The following is a 21,111-nucleotide window of genomic DNA, read 5'->3' as shown; positions in this document are numbered from 1 at the left end:
CCCCGTCCCGCAACCGGGTAGCAGGGGCACCGTCCGCCGCATCGACGGGCCGCAGAATCTCGCCGCGCCACGGGCGGGCAGGAACTGGAATGGGGAGCCGTGCGACCGACCGCAGCCAGCAACGAACCGTCCACCGACCAGCCGGGTGGCACGCCATTCGGGACCTCGCGCCGGGCGTTGATCGCCGTCGCCGTCATCGCCGCCCTGCTGGTGGCGGCGACGATCGTGGCGGCGGTGGTGAACGCAGTGGGCTCACGCCCGGCTACCGACGGCGACGTGGCGTGGACGGTGCAGGCACCGCGCGAGGGGTGGACCGAGGCGCGGCTGGAGATCCCCGACAGCGCACCAGGGATTCAGGTGGTAGCCGCCGACCTCGGTGATCAGCTGCTGCGGGCGGAGACTCCGGTCGGCGGTGCGGCCGCGCCGGAGGTGACCACCGCCGACGGCGTGGTCCGGGTCGGACTGACCGGTACCGGGTACGACGGTGCCGGCGAGCTGCGAGTCACTGTCCACAGCGATCTGCTCTGGTCGGTCCGGGTGGTGGGCGGGGCGACCAGCACCCGGGTCGATCTGACCGGTGCCCGGGTCTCCCAGGTGGACGTCGCAGGTGGTGCCAGCGCGTTGGACCTGGCGCTGCCTGAGCCGTCCGGCACGGTCGGCGTCCGGATGTCCGGCGGCGTCAGCACCTGGCGGATCGAGTTGCCGGAGCGGACGCCGGTGCGGATCCGACTGGGCTCCGGCGCGGGCAGCGTCGACCTGGACGGCGAGCGGCGCGACGGGGTCGCTGGCGGCGAGTCGGTGAGCTCGACGGACTGGGATGAGGCCACCGACCGCTATGACATCGACGCCGCCGCCGGGGTCGCCGACCTCGCGGTGACCCGACGGTAACCAGGCTTCCCCGCCGGTCGGGGCTCCGCCTTGGTGAACGGCGCTGGCCGGCTCAGCGGCGCGTCGGAAGGTCCTGTCGTTCAGCGGCATGCGCGCCGAGCGTCGGTGCGCCGCCGTGCAGGAGCGCCTGAGCGGTGCGGACGGCAGCATCCGGGGCCTCCTCCGGCGCGGGGAACGCCGGCAGGTGCCGGTCGGCCCGGCCGGCAAACAGTGCCACCTCGTAGGCCACCGAGTCCATGTCGGAGCCGGCGTCGAAGACGGCTGCGATGATGGCACCACCGGGCGTCGCGGCGATGAACAGGAACGCCGTACCCATCTGGACGACGATCTGTCGCACCCGGCCGGTGTCGGCGTGTTGACCGACCGCGACGGCGAGGGCGCGCAGACCCGCCACCAGGCCGGACAGCTGTTCGCCCAGTTCGTGGTCGACCCCTTTGGACCAGGCCAGAAGGATGCCGTCGGGAGAGAGCGCCACCGCCTGTTGCGCCTGCGGCACCCGGTCCACCAGGTCGTCCAGCAGCCGGGAGACGTCACCAGTGGTGACCACGGGGTATGCCATGGAGGGTCTCTCTTTCGGTCGGTGCGCGTTCCCGGCCAAACAGTACCCTCGACCCGACCCGTCAGGGCGTAACGGCACGAATCACCGGAATAGATTTCTGATCCATGGTGGAGGCGCGGGCCGCGCCTGCGGCGAGCGGGACGACGAGCGGGGTGCCGCTGGCCGGGTCCTCGATGACCATCACCCGCAGCCCGAACACCTCCCGGACCAGCTCTGGAGTCAGGATCTCGCCCGGTGCACCGCTGGCCAGCACCTGTCCGTCCTTCATCGCGACCAGATGTCGGGCGTAACGCGCGGCGAGATTGAGATCGTGCAGCACCATCACCACGGTGCGGCCGCCCTCCCGGTGCAGCCGGTCCACCAGTTCGAGTACGTCGATCTGGTGCGCCAGGTCGAGATAGGTGGTCGGCTCGTCGAGCAGCAGGATGTCGGTGCCCTGGGCGAGCGCCATGGAGATCCAGGCCCGTTGCCGCTGGCCGCCGGAGAGCGTGTCCAACGGATGTTCGGCCAGGTCGGTGAGGCCGGTCCAGGCCAGTGCCTGGGCGACGACCTCCTCATCGGCCCGGGACCACTGGCGCAGCCAGGTCTGGTGCGGCTGGCGGCCACGTGCGACCAGGTCCGCCACGGTGAGCCCGTCCGGCGCGGTCGGAGCCTGCGGCAGGATGCCGAGTCGGCGGGCGACCTCCCGGGTCGGCAACCGCTGGATTCGCTCGCCGTCGAGTAGTACCTCCCCGGCGGTGGGCCGCAGCAGCCGGCCAAGGGCGCGGAGCAAGGTCGATTTTCCGCAGCCGTTCGGCCCGACGATCGCGGTGACCGATCCGTCGACGATGTCTAGGTCCAGGTGTGGGACGACCACCTGGTGGCCGTACCCGAGCCGCAGGGCCCGGGTCCGTAGCCGGGGTGCATTTCTGGTAGGTCGGATTTCGCGCGGTTCTGGTCCGGGCACAGTCACCGGCAGTTCAGCGAGGTCGGTCATGGGCTACTCCTCGTCGTCGGTCGGCGAGTCCCGGGTTCCATGAAGGGTAGCCTTACCGAAGCTCCGGTTCCACATCGAGGCCGGGTGGTGAGTCTCCACCAGCTAGGTACTCTCGGTAGTGGCCCGTCGAGTTTCTGCGGCGTTCGATGGCCTGAACTGGGCATCTGTTTCCCGTTCTGACTACTCGAGGTGACCTTCGTTCGTTGAAGGGCTCCGTTCGCCGGCCTGGTCGCACCCTTGACGCCTCTCGTGGTGCCCAGTAGCGTCTCAGAATAAGAACCTAGAACCACAATATGAGTCGCAATGAACTGGGGTTAGCCATGAGATTGCGTACCTTGCGGGTGGTCGGCGCCGCGTTGCTGGTCACCGCCGTCGCCGCGGCCTGTGCCGAGAATCAGGACCCGGGTAGTGAACCCGGCACACCGGCCGAGACGACGACCATCGACTTCGGGGTCGGCGTCGATCCCGCGTACTCGCCGATCTACCTGGCCGATCAGCAAAACCTGTTCGCCGAGGCCGGGATCGACGTCACCGTCACGCAGTACCAGGAAGGCACCGGTGGCCTCGACGCGATCCTCGCCCGCGAGGGTCAGGTCACCGCGAGTACCGAGTCGAGCCTGCTGAACCGAGCCACCCGGGGCGACGTCAAGGGCGTTGCGGTCTTCTCCCAGTCGCCCGACTTCATCAAGCTCGTGGTCCGCGACGAGATCGGCGAGGTCGCAGACGTCTCGCGGTACGGCGTGGTGACCGGAACGGTCAACGAGTACGCCACCAACAAGATCCTCGACAGCTACGACATCAGCCGCGACGCCGTAGAGTTCGTCACCTCCTCGCCAGCGGAGATGCCGGCGCTGCTGCAGCGCGGCGACATCGACGGCTACATCATGTGGGAGCCGTGGCCCTCGCGCGGTGTCGAGGGCGGCGGCAAGATCCTGCTCACCAGCGGTGACGTCGGCTACGTCTACAACCTGATCATCGGGGTGGACGGAGCCTGGTACGAGGCCAACCAAGAGGCCGCCGCCACCCTGGTGGACACGATCGGCGAGGCATGTGAGCAGATCACCGCCGATCCGCAGGTCGCCGGCACCGCTACCGAGAATGCCATCGAGGTACCTGCGGCCGACGCCGTCGAACTGCTCGACGGCGTGCAGTGCCAGGTCCGCGACTTCACCGACGAGGACCTGCAGCGCTACGCCGAGATCGCCCAGTTCCAGCAGGACAGCGGGATCGTGTCCGACCCGGCCGACCCGGCCGAGGTGATGATCCGGGGCGTGGCGTGACCGGGCGGACGGCCGCCACCTCCGCCGGACGGGGACCGGAATCCGGTTCCCGTCCGGCGGGCTCCCCGGTGCAGGTCCGCGACGTCGACATCCGCTTCGACGACTTCGAGGCGGTCGCCGGGGCGACGCTCGACATCGCCGGTGGTGAGTTCGTCTGTCTGCTCGGTCCCAGCGGCTGTGGCAAGTCGACCCTGCTGAACGCGATCGCCGGGTTCGTCCGGCCGGCCGCCGGGCAGGTGCTGTGCGCGGGCGCGCCGGTTACCGGACCGGACGTCAGCCGGGGCGTGGTGTTCCAGAGCGCCGAGGCCCTGTTCCCGTGGCTGACCGTACGCCAGAACGTGGCGTTCGGCCCCCGGATGCGGGGTGTGCCGCGTGCGCAGCGGGCCGGGATCGTCGACCGCTACCTGACCATGGTCGGCCTCAGCCACAGCGGCGACCGGTTCCCCAGCCAACTATCCGGCGGCATGCGCCAGCGGGCCCAGCTCGCCCGGGTGCTGGCCAACGAACCGTCGGTGGTGCTGATGGACGAGCCGTTCGGCGCGCTGGACGCCCAGACCCGGCTGGTCATGCAGGCCGAACTCGACCGCATCTGGCGCCAGTCCCGGCCCACCATCCTGTTCGTCACCCACGACATCGGCGAGGCGATCCTGCTCGCCGACCGGATCGTCACCATGACCGCAGGCCCGGCGGCCCGGATCAAGCAGGTGTACCCGGTGGACCTGCCCCGGCCCCGGGAGCTGACCGATCCGGCCGCCGCCGGGCTGTTCCGCGTGCTGCGCGAGGACATCGGCACCGAGGTCGCCCAGACCCTGCGCGCCCAGGGTCTGGACGACGGGCACGGCCTGAACGGAGGGGGCGGCTGATGGCCGTCGATGTGCAACGTCCACCGGCCGCTCGCGCGGCGGGGCCCCGCCCACGCCGCTTCGCCGGCCGGCGTCGACACACCCGCGTCGTGCTGTCGGTGCTGTCGGTGCTGCTCGGCCTGCTCATCTGGGATCTGGTCAGCCGAAACTACACCGCGTTCTTCCTACCCTCACCCCGGTTGACCGGGCAGGGGGCGGTGGAGCTGGCGACCAACGGGACGCTGTGGGACTCCGTCTGGGCGTCCAGCCAACGCATCCTCAGCGGCTGGGGGCTGGGCGTACTGATCGGGGTGCCGGTCGGGTTGCTGATGGGCCGCAGCCGGCTGCTGCGGCTGATGCTCGACCCGTACATCCAGTTCTTCCGGTTCGTGCCGCCGATCGCCTTCGTCACCCTGGCGATCATCTGGCTCGGCCCGGGTGAGGCCTCGAAGATCGCATTGATCTTCTACACCACGGTCTTCATCGTGGCGCTGAACACCCTCGCCGGGGTGCTCGCCGTCGACGAGCTGAAGCTGCGGGCGGCTCGGGCGCTGGGCGCCGGGCCGGTTCGCACCCTGGCCTCGGTGATCCTGCCCGCCACGGTGCCGTACGCCGTCACCGGCGCCCGGCTGGCGATGGGCAACTCGTTCCTCACCATCGTCTCCGCGGAGATCGTCGCGGCGCAGAGCGGCCTCGGCTCGCTGATCTGGACCGCCCGCAACTACGCCAAGACCGAGTGGGTGTTCGTCGGCATCATCGCCCTCGGCCTGCTCGGCTACCTGTTCGACTGGGTGCTGCGCACGGTCACCCGCGCCAGCCTGCGCCGCTACGGCGTCACCTTCTGACCGGTTCGGGTTCCGGGGCGCGGGTCGACGCAGTCGGCACCCGCCCCGGTGACGTGACCCATCTGACCGAAAGGTTCCCTCATGCTGTGCATCGGCGTCGACATCGGCGGAACTTTCACCGATGTCATCGTGTACGAACCGGCCACCGGCCGGCTCGCCGAGGCCAAGACGCTGTCCACCCCGGCGGACCCGGCGGCGGCGATCCTCGACGGCCTGACCAAGCTCGACGTCCACCTGTCGGACGTCGAGCGGTTCGTACACGGCACCACCAGGGTCACCAACGCCCTGCTGGAAGGTGCCGGCGAACCGGTCGCGGTAGTCACCACCGAGGGTTTCCGGGACGTGTTGGAGATGGGCCTGGGCCACCGCCCCCGCCTGTACAGCGTCAAGGAGGCCGCCCGCCCGGCGCTCACCCCACGCCGGATGCGGCACACCGTTCAGGAACGGGTGACTGCCGCCGGCGACATCGCTGTCCCGCTGGACATGACCGGTCTCGACGAGGTGACCGACCGGCTGGCCGCCACCGGGGCCACCGCCGTCGCGATCTGCTTCCTGCACTCCTACCGCAACGCCGGGCACGAGCGGGCCGCCGCCGACCGGATCAGCCGTCGCCACCCGCAGTTGGCCTGCAGCATCTCCGCCGAAGTGGTCCCGGAACACGGCGAGTACGAGCGGTTCGCCACCACCGTGCTCAACGCCAGCGTCCGAGGGCCGGTCAGTGCGTACCTGTCGGGCCTCGGCTCGACCCTGGCCGGCAGCGGCTACCGCCACCCGCTAGCGATCATGACCAGCAGCGGCGGCGTGGTCTCCACCGACCAGGCCGGCCGGCTGCCGATCAACCTCGCGTTGTCCGGCCCCGCTGGCGGCGTGGCGGCCAGCGCGTACGTCGCCGGCCTGGCCGGCTTCGACAACGTCATCACCTGCGACATCGGCGGCACGAGCACGGACGTCTGCCTGATCAAGGACGGCGTGCCGCTGATGACCAACCACGGCACCATCGCCGGGCATCCGAACCGGACCTTCCAGATCGAGATCAACACGATCGGTGCTGGTGGCGGCTCGATCGCCTGGCGCGACCGGGGCGGCGAGCTGCGGGTCGGCCCGCGCAGCGCCGGCTCCGATCCCGGTCCGGCCTGCTACGGCCGGGGCGGCGTGGAACCGACGACCACCGACGCCCACCTGGTGGTCGGCCATCTCGACCCGCACGGGCGGCTGGGCGGCGAGGTCACCCCGCAGCTCGACGCGGCGCGTGCCGCTCTCGGGCGGCTGGCCGCCGAACTCGGTGACGGCCTGACCGAGACCGAACTCGCGTACGGCATCCTTCGCCTGGCCACGGTCAAGATGACCAGCGCGATCAAGGAGATCTCGGTGGCCCGCGGCCACGACCCGCGGGAATTCGTGCTGATGCCGTTCGGCGGCGCCGGACCGATGCACGCCACCGCACTCGCCGACGAGCTGGGAATCCCACGGGTCCTGGTTCCACCGGTGCCGGGAAACTTCTCGGCGCTCGGCTTCGTCGCCGCCCGGGCCCGTCACGACTACGTCCGTACCGCGCTGGTCCCCGCCGACTCCGCCGGCCTGGCGACGGCCCGCGGGCTGGTCGAGGAGCTGAAAGCGGCCGCCCGCGACCAGCTCAAGGCCGAGGACGCGGTGGAGGCCGACCAGGTCACCTTCCGGCTGTCGCTGGGGATGCGTTTCCGTGGCCAGAGCTTCGACCTGGCCGTGCCGCTGGACGAGCTGCCCGACGAACCCGCCGATCTGATCCGCGCCTTCCACGCCGCCTACCAGGAGCGGTACGCCTACCTGCGTTCGGAGCACCCGGCCGAGATCGTGAACTGCCGGCTCACCGCGTTCGGGCCACAGCCCGCCGTGACCTTCGCCGCGCCACCTGACGGCCCGGCGCCCGAGCCCGGCACCCTGCCGGTGTGGGGGCCGGAGGGCTGGACCGATGCCGCCGTCTGGCAGCGTGGCGAGCTGACCGCCGGCGTACGGGTCAGCGGCCCGGCGGTCGTCCGGGAGAGCGGAAGCACCACAGTGGTCGGCGCCGGATGGTGGGGGCGGGTGGATCCGCACGGGAACCTGCTGCTGGAGCGCTCCTGATGGCTCCCGTCGATCTGCCGGCGTACGACGCCGTGCTGCTGGGGCAGGCCCGGCGACAGCCGGACCGGCCGCTGTTCGCCGTCGCCGGCCGGCCCGCCGTCACCGCCGGCGAGTACGCGGCGCTCGCCGCCCGGACCGCCAGCGTGCTCGCCGCCGCCGGTGTCGGCCGCGGCGACCGGATCGCCGTGTGGGCCGAGAACAGTATCGCCTGGCTGGTGCTGCTCGCCGCCGCGGCCTGGCGCGGAGCCGCCCTGGTCACCGTGCACCCCGCCGCGACGGAGGCGGAACTGGCCGCCGCGTTGCGTCGGACCCGGCCGGTCCGGCTGTTCGCCGCGCGAGAGATCCGGGACCGCGACGTGACGTCGTCCGCCCGGCGCGCGGCGACCGGGCCGGTCACCTTCCTGCCGGCGGACCAGGCCGGTGACGCACTCGCCGGCCTGCCCGGTTGGGCCGGGCCGCCACCGGAGCCGGCCCACGACCCCGATGCCCCGCTGAACGTCCAGTTCACCTCGGGATCGACGGGCACCCCGAAAATGGTCGTCCTGACCGGGCGGAACCTGGTCCGCAACGCGACCTGGACGGCGCAGGCCGCCGGGATCGGCCCGGCCGACCGGATCTGCTGTCCGTTGCCGTTCGCCCACGCCGCCGGCCTCAGCAGCGGCGTGGTGCTGGCGGCGGTCACCGGGGCGCAGCTGTTCCCGGTGCCGCGGTTCCGTCCCGACGACGTGCTCGACGTCGTGCACCGGCACCAGTGCACAGTCGTTCAACTGGTGCCGACGATGGCGACCATGCTCGCCGACCGGCTCGACGAGCAGCCCCGGCGGTGGGACCTGACCGCGCTGCGCCTGGGCTTCCTCGGTGGTGCCAGCTGCCCACCCGCACTGCGCGCGCGGGTACGCGACACGCTGCGGCTGCGGCGGTTGGCGGTCGTCTACGGGCAGACCGAGGCCGGTCCGACCATCAGCGTCGACCCCGACGACGGCAGCTGCCCACCGGACGGCTCCACCGTCGGGCGGGTACTCCCCGGGTTGCGGGCCCGGATCGTCGCGGTGGACGCGGGCGGGTCGACCCGGCCGCTCCCTGCCGGAGCAGAAGGTGAGCTGCAGGTCCGCGGCGAGTCGGTGAGCCCCGGCTATCTCGACGATCCGGCGGCGAACCGGGCGGCGTACGACCCGCAGGGGTGGTTGCGCACCGGTGACCTGGGCCGGCTCGCCGCCGACGGCACCCTGACCCTGACCGGCCGGGTGAAGGACCTGATCATCCGGGGCGGGGAGAACGTCAGCCCGGCCGAGGTCGAGGCGTTCCTGCTCACCTGCGAGGGCGTCGCGCAGGCGTGCGTCGTCGGGGTCGCGTCCCCGCGCTGGGGCGAGGAGGTGGTCGCGGTTGTGGTCGCCACCCCGGGGGCGACCCTGCGCTGCACCGAACTGGCTGCGGCCGCCGCAGGCAGCCTGTCCCGGCACAAGGTGCCGACCGACTGGCGCGTCGTGACGGAACTGCCACTGCTGCCGTCGGGCAAGGTGGACCGGCGGGCGGTCACGGCCATGATCGACGGGGTGGCACGGTGAACCCGCTCAGCTCCTGCTTCCTCGACTCGTTGACGGTGACCAGCTTCTTCGGCAACGCCGAGATGCGTGGGGTGTTCAACGACCGGCAGCTGATGCAGGCGTGGCTCGATGTGGAAGCGGCACTTGCCGGGGCCCAGGGCGACGCGGGCGTCATTCCGGCCGCAGCGGCGGCGCAGATTACCGCTGCCGCCCGGGTCGAGTCGCTGGACCTGGCTGCGGTGGCCGCCGACGCCGCCGACACCGTGCATCCGCTGGTGCCGCTGGTACGGGCCCTGACCAGGGCGGCCGGCGACGGCGGCCGCTACGTCCATCTCGGCGCCACCACCCAGGACGTCATGGACACCGGGTTCGTGCTGCGCGCCCGAGCCGGACTGGACATCGTCAGCCGGCAGATCGACGAGCTGATCCGCGTACTGCGCCGGCTCGCCCTGCGGCACCGGGACACGGCGATGGCGGCCCGAACCCACGGTCAGCAGGCCCTACCGACCACGTTCGGGCTGCGCTGCGCGGTCTGGCAGAGCGAGCTGCAGCGCCACCGGGAGCGGTTGGCCCAGCTCCGGCCCCGGTTGCTGGTGGTCAGCATGGGCGGGGCGGCCGGCACCATGGCCGGTTACGGGCCACGGGCCTTCGACATCGAACGCGCCGTCGCCGACCGGCTCGGGTTGGGCGTCGCCTCGACCCCCTGGCACGCCACCCCGGACCGGGTGGTGGAGTGTCTCACCCTGCTCGGCCTGGTCGCCTCCACCGCCGAGAAGCTGGCTCGCGAGGTGTACTTCCTCGGCCGTACCGAGATCGGCGAGGCACACGAGCCGCAGCGCGATACCCAGGTGGGCAGCAGCACGATGCCGCACAAGCGCAATCCGATCCGCTGCGAGGCGGTCATCGCCGCGGCCGGCACGGTCCGTGCGCAGGTGCCGCTGGCGATGCAGACGATGGTGTCCCAGGACGACCGGGACATGGGCGTCGGAATGGCGCTGTGGAAGCTGGTGCCGGAGTGCTTCATCCTCGTCGGGGGCGCACTGCAGCGCCTCAACGAGGTCTTCGCCGGGCTCCGCGTTGACGTCGCCCGGATGCGCGTCAACTTGTCCACCACCGGCGGCCTGGTGCTGTCGGAGTCCGTGATGCTGCGCCTGGCCGGCCCACTGGGCCGGGAACAGGCGCACCACCTGGTGATGCGAATCGTGCGGGACAGCCTCGACCATGATCGGCCGTTCGCCGAGCTGCTGCGCGCCGATCCGCAGGTCAGGGCGGCTCTGCCGGAGGCGGAGCTGACCCGGCTGCTCGATCCGCTCAGCTACGTCGGACACGCCGCGGCCCTGGTCGACCGCGCCCTACTGCAATCGGAGGCGACGTGACATCGGTACACCTGCAGCGTGCGGGGCGGCTAGCGGTGGTGACCCTGGACCGCACCGCTCGGCGCAACAGCTTCGATCTGGACATGCTCGGGCAGTTCGAACAGGTGCTGCACGACCTCGGCCGCGACGACACCGTCGAGGTGGTGCTGCTGACCGGTGCCGGCACCGCCTTCTGCGCCGGCACCGACCTGGCTGAGCTGGCCACCCTCGACGCCGCCACCACGATGAGCGTGCAGCGGCGCACCGCCGAGCTGGTCGAGCGCTGGTACCGCCTGGAGCAGACCACGGTGACCGCGTTCAACGGGCCGGCGATCGGCTCCGGGGCGATCCTCGGGCTGGCCAGCGACCTGCGCCTCGCCGCCGACACCTGCTTCTTCACGTTCCCCGAGGTGGGCTTTGGTATCCCCTTGACCTGGGGCGGCATGGCGATCCTCGCCGACCTGGTCGGTGCCGACCGGGCCAAACGCTGGCTGCTGCTCGGCGAGCGGATCGACGCGGCCCGGCTGCACCAGCTGGAGTTGGTGACCGAGGTGGTGCCGCCCGACCGGGTAACCGACGCCGGCACCGAACTGGCCCACCGGCTGCTGGCGGTGCCGGCGCTGGGTCGGTCGATGACCAAACGGACTGCCCGGCTGGCCGGCCCGCGCTTCGACGCAGTGGCCACCGACTCCTATCTGGGTGCGCTGAGCGTCGCGCTGCGTCCCGCCGGCCCGTACCGGCACCCGGAGGCGGACCGGCACCCGGAGGCGGACCGGCACCCGGAGGCGGACCGGTGAAGGTCTACCAGGCGATCGCGGACGTGTTGGTCGAGCACGGGATGGACACCGTGTTCGGCCTGCTCGGCGACGCGAACATGTTCCTGGTGGCCGACCTGGTCGCCCGGCACGGGGTCCGGTTCGTGGCGGCCCGCAACGAGAACGCCGCGGTGATGATGGCCGACGGATGGGCGCGGGTCACCGGCCGGTGCGCGGTGGCCACGGTCACCCAGGGTCCGGGCCTGGCCGCCGCCGGCCCGGCGTTGACCATCGCCCGGCACGCGGGGACACCGCTGCTGCTGCTCGCCGGGGACACCCCGGCGAGTGACCCGCTGCATGTGCAGAACTTTCCGCAGCAGCCGTTCGCCCTGGCCACCGCCGGTGCCTTCGTGTCGATGACCGGCGCGTCGACGGTCTCGCGCGACGTCGCCGCCGCGGTGCGCGAGGCCGTGGGGCGACCGGGGCCGGTGGTCCTCGACATCCCGTTGGATCTGCAGGACGAGCCGGCCGGGGACCGGCCGGCCGTACCGCTCGGGGCCGCTGTCGCGCCGGCCGGACCGCTGCCACTGGCACCCGACCCGACGGCGGTCGCCGCGTTGGCGCACCGCCTGCGTCGGGCCCGCCGCCCGGTGATCCTCGCCGGCCGGGGCGCGGTGCACGCCGGACCGGAGCTGACCGCGTTGGCCGACCACGCCGGAGCCGTGCTGGTCACCAGCCTGATGGCCGCAGGCCTGTTCGCGGGCCATCCGTACGCCCTCGGCGTCGCCGGCGGGCTGGCCCGTCCGCTGACCCGGGACGTGCTGTGCGAGGCGGATCTCGTCGTGACATTCGGTGCCGGCCTGAACCGGTGGACCGCCGACCACGGACAGTTGTTCGGCGCCGCGCAGGTGTACAGCGTCGACCGGGATCCGGCGGCGATCGGTGCCCGCTGGCCGGTGCACGGTGGGCTGGTTGGCGACGCGGCGCTGGTGGCCCGGGCACTGACCGGGGCGCTGGAGTCGGCGCGGCCCGGGCCGGAGCCGCCCGGCTGGCGTACGCCGCAGCTGGCCCGGGCGATTCGCGACGCCGACCCGTTCGCCGAGCTCGGCCCGGAGCCCGCAGACGCCCGGCACGTCGACCCCCGCCGGCTGATGGCGATCTGCGCCCGTCGGCTGCCGCTGCCCCGTACGACGGTCGTCGGGGTCGGCCACTTCGGCGGCTGGCCCAACCTCTACCTGGACTCGCCAGCGGTGGACCGGTCGCTGGTCGCGCCGTGGGAGTTCGGCAGTATCGGCGTCGGTGTGGCATACGCGATCGGCGCCGCGCTCGGCCGACCGGACCGCCCGGTGGTGGCGTTCGAGGGCGACGGCAGTCTGCTGACCGCGTTGGGTGAGCTGGACACTCTGGCCCGGGTCGGCGCCCCGGTGCTGGTGATCGTGCTGGACGACGGCGCGTACGGGGCGGAGGTGCGCAAGCTGCGACCCGCCGGCGCTGACCCGGCCATCGCCCGCTTTCCGTACCGGGACCTGGCCGCGGTGGCCGGCGCGCTCGGCGTCAGCGCGTACCAGGCGCATGACGAGGCAACCGTTTCGGCGGCGTTCGACGCGCTGCTGCCGCTGACCGGGCCAGTGCTGCTGCACGTCAAGGTTGATCCGGATGTCGTGCAGCAGCACTTCTGAGCCGGTCGCCGGTCAACTGCCCCAGATCTGCCCGACGCCGTGGCCGAGCTGGCGGGACAGCTCGTCGGCGGTGCGGACCGCGGCGGCGGCGAGCGCGGTGACCCGTTGCGGGCTGTCCAGCCGGAAGATCGGGCCGGAGACGCTGATCGACGCGGTCACCGCGCCGAGCCGGTCCCGCACCGGCGCGCCGACGACTCGCAGGCCGTCTTCGCTCTCCTCGTCGTTGAGCGCCCAGCCGTGTTCCCGCACCCCGGCGAGATCGGCCAGGAAGACGTCGATGTCGGTGATCGTACGCCGGGTCAGCCGGGTCCAGGCCGCATCGGCCAGCAGCTCACGGACCTGGTCGTCGTCCATGTCGATTAACAGCGCCTTGCCGGCGGCGCTGCACCACAACGGGATGCGTCGGCCCAGCCGGGAGACCAGCTGCAGGCTGTGCGACCCGGTTACCAGGTCGATCGAGATCGCGTCCAGGCCGTCGCGGATGGCCAGGTTCACCGACTCGCCCTGCTCCTCGGCCAGCTGGTGCAGCAGCGGTCGGGCGATGGCGTGCATGTCGAGCCCGGCCAGGAAGCGGGCGCCGAGGTCGAACACGGTGACTCCCAGCCGGTACGCGCCGGTCTCCTCGTTGCGCTGCAGGAAGCCGGCGTCGGCGAGCGCCCGGAACAACCGGCTGGCGGTCGACTTGTGCAGCCCGAGCTCCCGGCTGACGTCACTGACCTTGCGTTCGGGGGTGTCGCGCCGGAACGCGAGCAGCACGGCCAGCGCGCGGTCGAGCGCCTGGGTGCCGGACTCGCGGCCCGGGTCGGTGACAGACGACATCTTGCCTTCCCATCCCTGAAGTTGGTAGGTTCATAATATAACACAAGGCTCATATGATGGTCCATCACCTGGTGATGGTCCGTCCGGTAGGTGCCCGTCCCTGTCAGCATTGCGAGGCCCCGCATGTCCCTGAACCCGATCGATCTCGAGATCGTCACCGAAGGGTTGATCTCGATCGTGCGGGAGATGCGCCAGACGATCTTCCGCACGGCGCACTCCCCGGTGATCGCCGACGCGCAGGACTTCTCGTGCGCGTTGTTCAACGCGGACGGCGAGATGGTCGCCCAGGGCCGCGACATGCCCGGCCATGTCATCGCGATGCCGGCATCGGTGAAGGAGATCTTCGCCGACTACCGCGACGAGTTCCGGCCCGGTGACATCTACCTGGTCAACGACCCGTACCGGGGCGGCAGCCACCTCAACGACGTCACCCTGATCAGCCCGGTGTTCGTCGGGGGAGAGCTGTTCCTGTTCCCCTGCGTCCGCATGCACTGGGCCGACATCGGCGGCATGACACCCGGCAGCGTCTCCGGGAAGGCCACCGAGATCCTGCAGGAAGGGCTGCGGGTCCCGCCGATCCGACTGGTCGACGCGGGCCAGCCCAACATCGCCGCGATGCGGATCCTGTTCGCCAACGTCCGGATGGCCGACGAACGTCAGGGAGACCTGGAGTCCAGCATCGCCGCCTGCCACACCGCGCAGCGGCGGCTACGCGAACTCGTCGACCGGTACGGTCGCGACCTGATTCTCGGCTGCGTCGAGGCCAACATGGACCGCACCGAGCGGCGACTACGCGACCAGATCCGCGACCTGCCGGACGGCACCTACCACTACGAGGACTACCTCGACCTGTACACCGACGGCGAGTACGACGCCGCACTGGTGCGCTGCGCGTTGACCGTCACCGGTGACCAACTCGTCGCCGACTTCCGCGGCTCCTCTCCACAGGTCGCCGCCGTCGTCAACTCGTCGCTCGCGATGACCACCGCCGGGGTCTTCATCGCCGTCAAGTCCGCCTTGGATCCTGGCGGGCTGGTCAACCACGGCGCCTTCCGGCCACTGACCGTGCGCACCGACCCGGGAACCGTCGTACACGTCACCTACCCGGCACCGGCCAACGCACACAGCGAGGTCCGCAAGCGGGTCATCTCCGCGGTGATGGCCGCCCTCAGCCAGGTCGCACCGGACCTGATCGCCGCCGACCAGTTCGGTACGACCTTCCAGAACCTGATCGGCGGCGTCGACGAACACACCGGTCAGCCGTACCTCTACTACGACTACCCGGCCGGCGGCAACGGAGGCTTCCTCGGCTCCGACGGCCCGAGCGCGATGAACCCCGTTGACCTCGGCGACATCTCCACGATCCAGTCGGTCGAACGGCTGGAAACCGAGATCCCGATCCTCGTCGAAGCCTGTGAGCTGCGTACCGGATCCGGCGGCGCCGGCCGGCACCGCGGTGGCCTCGGTGTCCGACGGGCCACCCGGCTGCTGGCCACAAGCGGCGCCTACTCGGTGCAGACCGACCGCACCACCGTCGCGCCGTACGGACTGTCCACCGGCGCACCCGGCGCCCCCACCGCCACCTATCTGCGCCGCGCCGGCCGGCGGATCGACTTCGACACCCCCGGCAAGGTAGCCGGACACCGGATGCGCGAAGGCGACGTACTGGTGATGGAATCAGCCGGCGGCGGCGGCTGGGGCGACCCGCTCACCCGCGACCCCGACCTGGTGGCCGCCGACGTCGCAGCCGGCTATCTCACCACCGACCAGGCCCTCGACCGCTACGGCGTGGTGTGCGACGACACCGGTCTCCTCGACGAAGTGGCCACCGGTGCCGCCCGCGACCAGGCCCGCGCCGCTCGTCGCTGGTACCAGGTCACCACCACCGCCGAGCCGGCCTACACCGGTCAGCGGGGCCGCCGTCGCCTCGTCTACACCAACCCCGCCGACGGTCTGCCCGCCGACATGCTGATCGAACTGCACGGCACCCACCCCGCACCGCTGCGTGCCTGGGTAAGCCACGACCCCGGCGTCGCTCGGCACCAGGCCGCGCTCGATCACGACGGGCTGCGGATTCTCGGCACCCAGCCCGGTGACCGCTGCCTGCTGCGGATCCTGCGCGACGCCCCGGCCTTGACAGGAGAACCGCGATGAGCAAGGTGTTCCGACTACCCGTACCGACCCGGGGCACCACGACCCGTAACCGGCGGCCGGACTCCGCTGACGCTGTCCGCCCCGCTCCGGCAGGCCGCCGACCCGGTATCGTCGCCGGCTACCTCAGCCCGCACCCGCCGCACCTGATCTACGGCGAGAACCCGCCGCAGAACGAACCCCGGTCACAAGGCGGCTGGGAAGTGCTGCGCTGGGCGTACCACCGACTCCGCCGCCGGATCCGCGACGTGCACCGGCCCGACGTGCTGATCGTGCACGCCCCGCACTGGATCACCATGGTCGGCCACCACGTGAACTGCGTGCCCAACCCGCGCGGCGTCTCCGTCGAGCCGATCTTCCCGCATCTGTTCCGCTACCACTACGACTTCCACACCGACGTACCCCTCGCCGAGGCCATCGCCGACGAAGCCGCCGACCTCGGCCTGGTCACCAGCAAGCTGCGCGATCCCGGGGTACGGGTCGACTACGCCACCATCGGCGCACTGCACATGGTCAACCCTGACTGGGACATCCCGGTGGTGTCGCTGTCGGCAAACAACAACCCGTACTTCTACTCCGAGGCGTCCCTCGGCCAGATGGAGGTGCTCGGCGAGGCGACCCGCCGGGCGATCGAGAACACCGGCCGACGCGCCGTGCTGCTCGCCTCCAACTCCCTGTCCCACCTGCACTGGCACGAGGAACCCCAGCTGCCCGAGGACATGGAACGCGAGCACCCGTACAACAACCACCAGTACCGCTGGGACATGAAGCTGCTGGAAACGATCCGCCAGGGTCCGACCAGCCGGCTGCGCGAACTCATCCCCGAACACATCGAAGCCACCGCGTCCGAGACGAAGGCCGGCAGCCTTACCTGGCTGCTGTCCGCGCTCGGCTGGCCGGACATCGCCGGTGACGTGCTCGGCTACGGCACGATCATCGGAACCGGCAACGCGGTGGTCGAGTGGACACCGGAGAACGTCGATGACTGACCGTGGAATCCAGGCCGGCGTACTGCTGCCCGGCATGCCGCACCTGCTCGCCGACAAGCCCGCCACCAGCTGGGCGGCGCTGGCCGACTCCGCCCGTACGGTCGGCGACCGGCTGCGCGCCCTCGAACCGGACGTCGTCCTGCTGCTGTCCACCCAGTGGTTCACCGTGCTCGGCCACCAGTTCCAGTGTGACCCGAACCCGCGTGGGGCGCACACCGACGAGAACTGGTACGCCTACGACTACGGCCACCTCAGCTACGACCTGCGCTTCGACGTCGAGTTCACCGAACGCTGGGCGGCCCGGGTGGACGCCGACGGCATGCAGGCCCGACGCACCCGTTACCAGGGCTTCCCGATCGACACCGGGACCATCGTGACCTCCACGCTGCTCGACCCGCAGTGCACCCTGCGCTGGGCGCAGGTGTCGTGCAACCTGTACGCCGACGCCGACACCCTGGCCCGGGTCGGCCGAGCCGGTGCCGAAGCCGCCCGTGACGCCGGTGTCCGAGCGGCGGTGGTGGTGGTCAGCGGACTGTCCTCCGGCCTCATCCAGCAGTGGATCGAGCCGGACCAGGACCGCATCGCCGAGCCGGCACACGACCGGTGGAACGAACGGATCTTGCAAATGCTGACCGCCGGCGACACCGACAAAGTCCTCGCGGTCCGCGAAGACTACGCCCGCCAGGCCCAGGCCGACAGCCAGTTCCGGGCATTCGCCTTCCTCGCCGGCACCGGAGTCGCCGCTGCCCCGGGGCAACTGCACAGCTACGGACCACTGTGGGGCACCGGCGCTGCCGTCCTGTCCTGGAATCTGCCGGCACCCGAATGAACGGCGCCGGCCCGCACCGCATGACCGACAGCCCGACCAGCGGGCATCCGAAACACCAACGACAGGAGGAACCCGATGCGTAACGCCGCTGCGGGATTCGTCGAAGCCGAAGGATTTATTCCGATCTTTGACGCGGTGGACGCCATGGTCAAGGCGACCGAGGTCGAAGTAACCGGAGTCGTACGCCTCGGCGGCGGAATCGTCGCGGTGGCGGTCCGCGGCGACCTCGCCACCGTGGAAGAAGCCGTCGACATCGGCGAGGAGACCGCCCGAGCCAAGACTGGCCGCCCGGTCCGGTCCATCGTCTTCGCCAGCCCCTGCGACGCAGTCACCGCGCTGGCCATCGCCCCCGGACTCGTCGGCAACTGAGCCGGCCCTGCCGGCGACACAGCCAGAAGGAGAAGTGTCATGTCCTCAGAGAAGGCGATCGGAATCGTGGAGACCCGGGGCATCGTCGCCCTCTCCGCAGGGGTCGAAGCCATGATCAAGACTGCGGACGTACGGTGCATCGCCGTCGAACGGGTCACCAGCGGCTATCTCGCTGCCGCTGTGCAGGGGACCCTGGCAGCCGTACGGCAGGCAGTGTCAGCCGGGGAAGCTGCCATCCGCCAACACGGTGATTTGCGCAGCTCGCAGATCTACCCCAAGCCGCATCCGGCCACCTCGGCGCTGCTGGAGGAGGGCGAGTCGACCCGGATCCGGGCCGTTATGGCGTCGCTGCAGGGTGACAGCTGATGATCCTCGCAGAAGTGCTCGGCAAGGTCTGGCCCGACCGGATTGTCGCGACCCTTCAGGGACGCCGCCTGGTGCTGATTCGCGAGCACCCGGGCGGGCCGCAGCGGGTCGCCGTCGACCTGATGAACGCCGGCACCGGCAGCACCGTACTGGTCGCCACGGATGAGGCAGCCGCCGCCGCGACCGGCGAAGCGACAGTCGACGCTGCCGTCGTGGCCCTGGTCGCTGACCAGGGCAGCGGCATCGCCACCACGGACTGATCCCGACACATCCCCGCGCACCGGCAACGGAAGGTAGAACATGGCAGCCATCGCACCGATGCCAGCCCTGTGGCATCCCGATCTGTTCGTCGGCCGGCCGGCCGCCGACGGTCCCGGCCTGTTGCGTAGTTTCGTCGGCGGCCGGTTCGTCGACGCGGGGAAGCGGTTTGCGAAGGTGTCGCCGGTGTCCGGGGAGACGGTTTTCGAGGTGGCGGAGGCCGATTCTGCGACGGTCGACGCGGCGGTGGCGGCGGCGCGGTCGGCGTTGCGCGGACCCTGGGGCGGCATGGCCGAGCGGGACCGGGCGGCGGTGTTGCGGGCGGTGGCCGACGAGTTGGATCGCCGGTTCGATGATCTGGTGGCTGCTGAGGTGGCGGATACCGGTAAGCCGGTCAGCCAGGCCCGGACGTTGGACATTCCGCGTGGGGCGGCGAACTTCCGGGCGTTCGCGGAGATCGCCGCGACCGCGCCGACCGAGTCGTTCACCACGGTCACCCCGACCGGCGGCCGGGCGTTGAACTACGCGGTCCGTAAACCCGTCGGCGTTGTCGCGGTGATCGTGCCGTGGAACCTGCCGCTGCTGCTGCTCACCTGGAAGGTCGCTCCGGCGCTGGCGTGCGGTAACGCCGTGGTGGTGAAGCCGTCGGAGGAGACGCCGGCGTCGGCGACGCTGCTGGCGGAGGTGATGGCGGCGGCGGGCGTACCGGATGGGGTGTTCAACCTGGTGCACGGGTTCGGGCCGGGTGCGGCGGGGGAGTGGCTGACCACTCATCCGGGGGTGGACGCGGTCACGTTCACGGGTGAGTCGGCGACGGGGTCGGCGATCATGCGGGCGGCGGCTGACGGGGTGAAGGCGGTGTCGTTCGAGTTGGGCGGCAAGAACGCGGGTCTGGTCTTCGTCGACGCCGATCTGGACGCCGCCGTCGCCGGCTCGGTGCGGTCGTCGTTCACCAACGGTGGTCAGGTGTGTCTGTGCACCGAGCGGTTGTACGTGCAGCGGCCGGTGTTCGACGAGTTCGTGGACCGGCTGTCGGCCGCCGCCCGCGACGCCCGGTACGGCTGGCCCGCCGACGAGACGATCTCGACGATGCCGCTGATTTCGCGCGGCCATCGGGACAAGGTGCTCGGCTTCTATGACCTGGCCCGCGTCGAGGGTGCCGAGGTGCGCGCCGGTGGTGGGGTGCCGTCGTTTGGTGATGCCCGTGATGGTGGCGCGTACGTGGAGCCGACGGTGTTGACCGGGTTGGGGCAGTCTGCGCGGCTGGTGCGGGAGGAGGTGTTCGGCCCGGTCTGTCACATCGCCCCGTTCGACACCGAGGAGGAGGCGTTCGCGCTGGCCAACGACTCCGACTACGGGCTGGCCGCGACGGTGTGGACCCGGGATGTGGGGCGGGCGCACCGGGCGGGTGCGCGGTTGGACGCGGGCATCGTGTGGGTGAACACGTGGTTCCTGCGGGACCTGCGCACCCCGTTCGGTGGGGTGAAGGCCTCCGGGGTGGGCCGGGAGGGTGGCGTGCACTCGCTGGACTTCTACTCCGAGTTGACCAACGTCTGTGTGGACATGTCATGAATGTGGACATCGAGGCCGCTGTCGCGGCGCTGACCGGGGCGTACGACACCGGGGTGCCGTGTGCGCCGCTGCGGAACGGCCTGTTGCCGGTCGGTGACGTGGCCGCCGCGTACGCGGTGCAGCGGGAGTTGGTCGCCGGCTGGACAGGCGCCGGGCGGCGTCGGGTCGGCGCGAAGATCGGCCTGACGTCGCCGGCGGTGCAGGCCGCGTTCGGCGTCTACCAGCCCGACTTCGGGGTGCTCTTCGCCGACATGGCGGTCTGCGACGGCGACGAGGTCGACCTGGCCGGGTTGATCCAGCCCAGGGTGGAGGCCGAGGTGGCGTTCGTGCTCGGCGCGGATCTGCCGGACGGGCCGGCGACCGTGGTCGACGTGCTGCGGGCCACCGACTTCCTGCTACCAGCGGTCGAGATCGTCGACTCCCGGATCACCGACTGGGACATCTCGATCGTGGACACGGTGGCGGACAACGCCTCGTCGGGGCTGTTCGTGTTGGGTGACCGGCCGGTGCCGGCCGCCTCGGTGGATCTGCGGGGGTGCGGCATGGTGCTGGAATCGGCCGGTGTGCCGGTGTCGGTGGGTGCCGGTGCCGCCTGCCTCGGCAATCCGGTGCACGCCGTCGCCTGGCTGGCCTCGACGCTGGCGGCGGCGGGGGATCCGCTGCGGGCCGGTGACGTGGTGCTCTCGGGTGCGCTGGGCCCGATGGTGCCGGTCACCCCGGGGGCGGCGTACGAGGCACGGATCGCCGGGCTCGGCTCGGTGCGGACCAGATTCAGCGCGGAACCGGCCGACCGGTCGGCCGACGGCGAGTCAGGGGAGGGGTCGTGATGGGTGTCGGGGTGGCGGTGATCGGGTCGGGCAACATCGGCACCGATCTGATGATCAAGGTGCTGCGGCTGTCGGAGTCGCTGGACATGGTGGCGATGGTCGGCATCG

Annotated in this window: 20 protein-coding genes and 1 pseudogene; 18 read left to right on the top strand and 3 right to left on the bottom strand. The window is 71.3% G+C overall.

The genetic code is table 11. The features are described from left to right. Positions 1–99: 99 nt before the first annotated feature. Positions 100–888 carry a hypothetical protein gene (locus tag ACFHWS_RS20730; RefSeq protein ID WP_416568822.1) on the top strand — a complete coding sequence of 263 codons (789 nt, stop codon included), beginning with the start codon at positions 100–102 and terminating at the stop codon, positions 886–888. 52 nt (positions 889–940) lie between these two features. Here the strand turns inward: ACFHWS_RS20730 and ACFHWS_RS20725 are convergent, their stop codons facing one another. Further along, positions 941–1,447 carry a roadblock/LC7 domain-containing protein gene (locus tag ACFHWS_RS20725; RefSeq protein ID WP_416556375.1) on the bottom strand — a complete coding sequence of 169 codons (507 nt, stop codon included), beginning with the start codon at positions 1,445–1,447 and terminating at the stop codon, positions 941–943. Positions 1,448–1,508: 61 nt separating this feature from the next. After that, positions 1,509–2,423 carry an ABC transporter ATP-binding protein gene (locus tag ACFHWS_RS20720; RefSeq protein ID WP_416568821.1) on the bottom strand — a complete coding sequence of 305 codons (915 nt, stop codon included), beginning with the start codon at positions 2,421–2,423 and terminating at the stop codon, positions 1,509–1,511. Between the two features lie 320 nt (positions 2,424–2,743). Between ACFHWS_RS20720 and ACFHWS_RS20715 the strand changes: the two genes are divergently transcribed. The 8 genes from ACFHWS_RS20715 to ACFHWS_RS20680 all read left to right on the top strand — a co-directional run bounded on the left by ACFHWS_RS20715 (position 2,744) and on the right by ACFHWS_RS20680 (position 12,823). After that, positions 2,744–3,703 carry an ABC transporter substrate-binding protein gene (locus tag ACFHWS_RS20715; protein ID WP_416568820.1) on the top strand — a complete coding sequence of 320 codons (960 nt, stop codon included), beginning with the start codon at positions 2,744–2,746 and terminating at the stop codon, positions 3,701–3,703. Beyond that, positions 3,700–4,566 (top strand): ABC transporter ATP-binding protein, encoded by an 867-nt coding sequence (locus tag ACFHWS_RS20710; RefSeq protein WP_416556372.1) that lies wholly within the window; start codon positions 3,700–3,702, stop codon positions 4,564–4,566. The genes ACFHWS_RS20715 and ACFHWS_RS20710 overlap by 4 nt, the downstream gene beginning before the upstream one ends. Beyond that, on the top strand, positions 4,566–5,390 hold the full coding sequence (locus tag ACFHWS_RS20705) for an ABC transporter permease (RefSeq protein WP_416556371.1): 825 nt from the start codon (positions 4,566–4,568) through the stop codon (positions 5,388–5,390). The genes ACFHWS_RS20710 and ACFHWS_RS20705 overlap by 1 nt, the downstream gene beginning before the upstream one ends. Positions 5,391–5,471: 81 nt before the next feature. Continuing rightward, complete coding sequence (locus ACFHWS_RS20700) at positions 5,472–7,490, top strand: hydantoinase/oxoprolinase family protein (RefSeq protein ID WP_416568819.1); 2,019 nt, start codon at positions 5,472–5,474, stop codon at positions 7,488–7,490. Next, complete coding sequence (locus ACFHWS_RS20695; protein ID WP_416556369.1) at positions 7,490–9,055, top strand: class I adenylate-forming enzyme family protein; 1,566 nt, start codon at positions 7,490–7,492, stop codon at positions 9,053–9,055. The genes ACFHWS_RS20700 and ACFHWS_RS20695 overlap by 1 nt, the downstream gene beginning before the upstream one ends. Then, positions 9,052–10,410 (top strand): adenylosuccinate lyase, encoded by a 1,359-nt coding sequence (gene purB, locus ACFHWS_RS20690; protein ID WP_416556368.1) that lies wholly within the window; start codon positions 9,052–9,054, stop codon positions 10,408–10,410. The genes ACFHWS_RS20695 and purB overlap by 4 nt, the downstream gene beginning before the upstream one ends. After that, a complete protein-coding gene (locus ACFHWS_RS20685) occupies positions 10,407–11,186 on the top strand; it encodes an enoyl-CoA hydratase/isomerase family protein (RefSeq protein WP_416568818.1) in 780 nt (259 codons plus the stop codon). Before purB ends, ACFHWS_RS20685 begins: the two co-directional genes overlap by 4 nt. Then, positions 11,183–12,823 carry a thiamine pyrophosphate-binding protein gene (locus ACFHWS_RS20680; RefSeq protein ID WP_416556366.1) on the top strand — a complete coding sequence of 547 codons (1,641 nt, stop codon included), beginning with the start codon at positions 11,183–11,185 and terminating at the stop codon, positions 12,821–12,823. The genes ACFHWS_RS20685 and ACFHWS_RS20680 overlap by 4 nt, the downstream gene beginning before the upstream one ends. A gap of 12 nt (positions 12,824–12,835) precedes the next feature. On the opposite strand, the gene ACFHWS_RS20675 is transcribed toward ACFHWS_RS20680, so the two are convergent. Further along, positions 12,836–13,642: an IclR family transcriptional regulator gene (locus tag ACFHWS_RS20675; protein WP_416556365.1), complete on the bottom strand. Its 807-nt coding sequence runs from the start codon at positions 13,640–13,642 to the stop codon at positions 12,836–12,838. Between the two features lie 123 nt (positions 13,643–13,765). Here ACFHWS_RS20675 and ACFHWS_RS20670 point away from each other — a divergent pair, with 123 nt between their 5' ends. From ACFHWS_RS20670 to ACFHWS_RS20630, 9 genes and pseudogenes are all read left to right on the top strand, one after another. Further along, positions 13,766–15,796 (top strand): hydantoinase B/oxoprolinase family protein, encoded by a 2,031-nt coding sequence (locus ACFHWS_RS20670; protein WP_416568817.1) that lies wholly within the window; start codon positions 13,766–13,768, stop codon positions 15,794–15,796. Next, a complete protein-coding gene (locus tag ACFHWS_RS20665) occupies positions 15,793–16,782 on the top strand; it encodes a tRNA U-34 5-methylaminomethyl-2-thiouridine biosynthesis protein (protein ID WP_416556363.1) in 990 nt (329 codons plus the stop codon). Before ACFHWS_RS20670 ends, ACFHWS_RS20665 begins: the two co-directional genes overlap by 4 nt. Further along, the gene (locus ACFHWS_RS20660; protein ID WP_416568816.1) at positions 16,775–17,611 is read left to right on the top strand and encodes a 2-amino-5-chlorophenol 1,6-dioxygenase subunit alpha; all 837 of its coding nucleotides are present in this window, start codon (positions 16,775–16,777) and stop codon (positions 17,609–17,611) included. Before ACFHWS_RS20665 ends, ACFHWS_RS20660 begins: the two co-directional genes overlap by 8 nt. A gap of 75 nt (positions 17,612–17,686) precedes the next feature. After that, positions 17,687–17,980 carry a BMC domain-containing protein gene (locus ACFHWS_RS20655; protein ID WP_416556361.1) on the top strand — a complete coding sequence of 98 codons (294 nt, stop codon included), beginning with the start codon at positions 17,687–17,689 and terminating at the stop codon, positions 17,978–17,980. A gap of 39 nt (positions 17,981–18,019) precedes the next feature. Then, the gene (locus ACFHWS_RS20650) at positions 18,020–18,346 is read left to right on the top strand and encodes a BMC domain-containing protein (protein ID WP_416556360.1); all 327 of its coding nucleotides are present in this window, start codon (positions 18,020–18,022) and stop codon (positions 18,344–18,346) included. Further along, positions 18,346–18,606: a EutN/CcmL family microcompartment protein gene (locus tag ACFHWS_RS20645; protein WP_416568815.1), complete on the top strand. Its 261-nt coding sequence runs from the start codon at positions 18,346–18,348 to the stop codon at positions 18,604–18,606. The genes ACFHWS_RS20650 and ACFHWS_RS20645 overlap by 1 nt, the downstream gene beginning before the upstream one ends. A 58-nt stretch (positions 18,607–18,664) precedes the next feature. Continuing rightward, positions 18,665–20,176, top strand: coding sequence for a 2-hydroxymuconic semialdehyde dehydrogenase (locus ACFHWS_RS20640; protein ID WP_416568846.1), 1,512 nt, complete (start codon positions 18,665–18,667; stop codon positions 20,174–20,176). Continuing rightward, entirely contained in the window at positions 20,173–21,003 is an 831-nt protein-coding gene (locus tag ACFHWS_RS20635) for a 2-keto-4-pentenoate hydratase (RefSeq protein ID WP_416568814.1), read from the top strand. Before ACFHWS_RS20640 ends, ACFHWS_RS20635 begins: the two co-directional genes overlap by 4 nt. Beyond that, positions 21,003–21,111: pseudogene (locus tag ACFHWS_RS20630) on the top strand (acetaldehyde dehydrogenase (acetylating)); the annotation flags it as partial. The gene ACFHWS_RS20635 and the pseudogene ACFHWS_RS20630, both read left to right, overlap by 1 nt.

The organism is Micromonospora sp. LOL_013, assembly GCF_048060315.1.
Lineage (GTDB): Bacteria > Actinomycetota > Actinomycetes > Mycobacteriales > Micromonosporaceae > Micromonospora_E.
Note: the sequence above shows the minus strand (reverse complement) of the source record. Positions and strands in the feature narration are given on the sequence as shown.